General features: G+C 68.1%; 3 protein-coding genes. All 3 read left to right on the top strand.

Translation table 11 applies throughout. The annotated features are described in order from the left end of the window. Positions 1-108: 4Fe-4S dicluster domain-containing protein (locus AC1DYI_RS33635; protein WP_477208449.1), on the top strand; the 108-nt coding region annotated here is incomplete at its 5' end. 104 nt (positions 109-212) lie between these two features. After that, on the top strand, positions 213-1,202 hold the full coding sequence (locus AC1DYI_RS33630; RefSeq protein ID WP_477208448.1) for a phosphotransferase enzyme family protein: 990 nt from the start codon (positions 213-215) through the stop codon (positions 1,200-1,202). Between the two features lie 113 nt (positions 1,203-1,315). After that, the coding region (locus AC1DYI_RS33625; RefSeq protein ID WP_477208447.1) for a serine hydrolase domain-containing protein at positions 1,316-2,115 on the top strand (800 nt) is incomplete at its 3' end.

Below are 2,115 nucleotides of genomic sequence, written 5' to 3'. Positions count from 1 at the left end.
GCGCAGAACTGCGTGCACTGCAAAACCTGCGACATCAAGGACCCGRCGCAGAACATCGTCTGGGTCACGCCGGAAGGCGGCGGCGGGCCGAACTACGCCGGGATGTGACGCGACGCGCCGGGCGTCGAAGCGCGCGGCATCGTTCCTATTGAGGATGCAAGGCGTCGCGGCGGCGCCTGATTCGGGGCGCGATGGGCCATGATCCGCCTCCCATGAACGACTTCGCCGCGTTTCTTCCCACGCCGTCCACCCGGATGACGCCCGTTCGGTCTTGGCTGGCCGAGTTCTACGGCATCGATGTAGTCGGTGCGCGCTGCGTCGCTCGGCTCGATTGCGAGATCTATCGTCTCTCGGTGCCTGGCGTGCCGGACCTGGCGCTGCGCATCTACCCACCGCGCATCCGTGATGCGACGGCGATCGCGGATGAAGTGAACTGGCTCGTCGCGCTGGGCGCCGAAGGTCTGCACGTGCCGACGCCACAACCGGCGCTCGATGGCAGCTTCATCCAGCCCTGGCCCGATGGCCGCCTCGCCGTGGTGCTCAGCTGGGTCGGCGGCCGCCTGCTCGACAAGGCCTTGCGCCCGGTGCACATGCGGCGTGTGGGCCGGCTCGCCGGCGCAATGCACCGCGTGGCCGAAAGCATGGTCGCCACCGGCCAGATCGTCGGCCAGCGCCTGGGTGATGGTGATGGGCCTGACCTGACCACGTGGGCCGACGGCAGCCGACCGCCTCACCCCGCCATGCCGCAAGCCGCACATCGTCGCGTCCAGGCCGCTGCCCGGCGCCTGATCGATGAGCTGGCCAGCTTCCCGCGCGACCCCAGCGCCTGGGGCTTCCTCCACGCCGACCTGCACCCGTGGAACCTGCTGTTCGACGGCACTTCTGCCGGCGCGATCGACTTCAGCGAGTGCGGCTACGGCCACCATGCGTTGGACCTGGCCGCAGCGCTGCAGTACCTGAAGCACCCGGTGGTCAACAACCACGACCATGCGCCGCTCTACCCGCATCACCGCGCCGCCCTGCTCGAAGGTTATGCGGAAGCGCGGCCGCTGCCACCGGGGATCGAGCGACAGCTCGACGCCTACATCGAGATACGCATGGTCAACACCATCGAGTGGGTGCTCGATTGCTGGCCAACGCTGGACGAGCGACCCTGGGGCCGCGGCTTCCTGCAGCGGGCTGGCGAGTACTTCGCAGACTGAGGCTGATCCGGCCAAGGTGTCGGCGCCGCGCCGAAGCAGCCGCTTTCAAGCCCGGCCGCAAAGCCTGTCAAGATGCTGGCCATTCTTGACCTTCCCCTGCAAAGGAAACGATCTTGGACAGATGGCTGGCGGCGGCGCTCGACTACCTCCCGACATGGATTGACCACCAGATGCGCATGAGCGAGCAGCCGGGCTGCACGCTCGCAGTCGCCGCCAGGGGCAAGCTGGTGTTCGAGGCGGCCTTCGGCCATGCCGACCTGGTCAAGCAGGTTCCGCTGACACCGCAACACCGCTTCCGCGTTGCGTCACACAGCAAGACCTTTGCCGCGGCTGCGGTGCTGAAGTTGCGTGAGCAAGGCCGCCTGCAACTGGACGACACGGTTGGTCGCCACGTGAAGGGTCTGCACCCGAGCATCGCGAAGACGACGCTGACGCAGCTGCTGTCGCATACCGCGGGCCTGATCCGCGATGGCGCCGACGCCAGCCAGTGGCAAGACCGCCGGCCCTTCCTGAACACGAAGGAACTGCTGGCCGACTTGGCCGAGGGCACGACCATCGAGCCGAACGAGCGCTTCAAGTACTCGAACCACGGCTACGGCCTGCTCGGCCAGGTGATCGAGGCAGTGACCGGCGAAAGCTTCGGCGATTGGACGGCGCGCGAGATCGTCGCCGCCTCGGGGCTGGAGCACACCACGCCGGACATGCCGGCCGGCGCCAAAGTGCCCTTCGCCTACGGCCACACCAGCAAGCTGCCGCTCGGCCGCCGCGTCGTGATCCCGGCCACCAACCCGACGAACGCGCTTGCTGCAGCGACCGGCTTCGTCAGCACCGCCGGCGACCTAGCACGCTTCTTCAGCAGCCTCGCCCCCAACGCCAAGCGCAGCGTGCTGAAGCCCGAGAGCCGGCGCGAGAT

The organism is Ideonella sp. P3_A4, from assembly GCF_056403075.1.
Note: the sequence above shows the minus strand (reverse complement) of the source record. Positions and strands in the feature narration are given on the sequence as shown.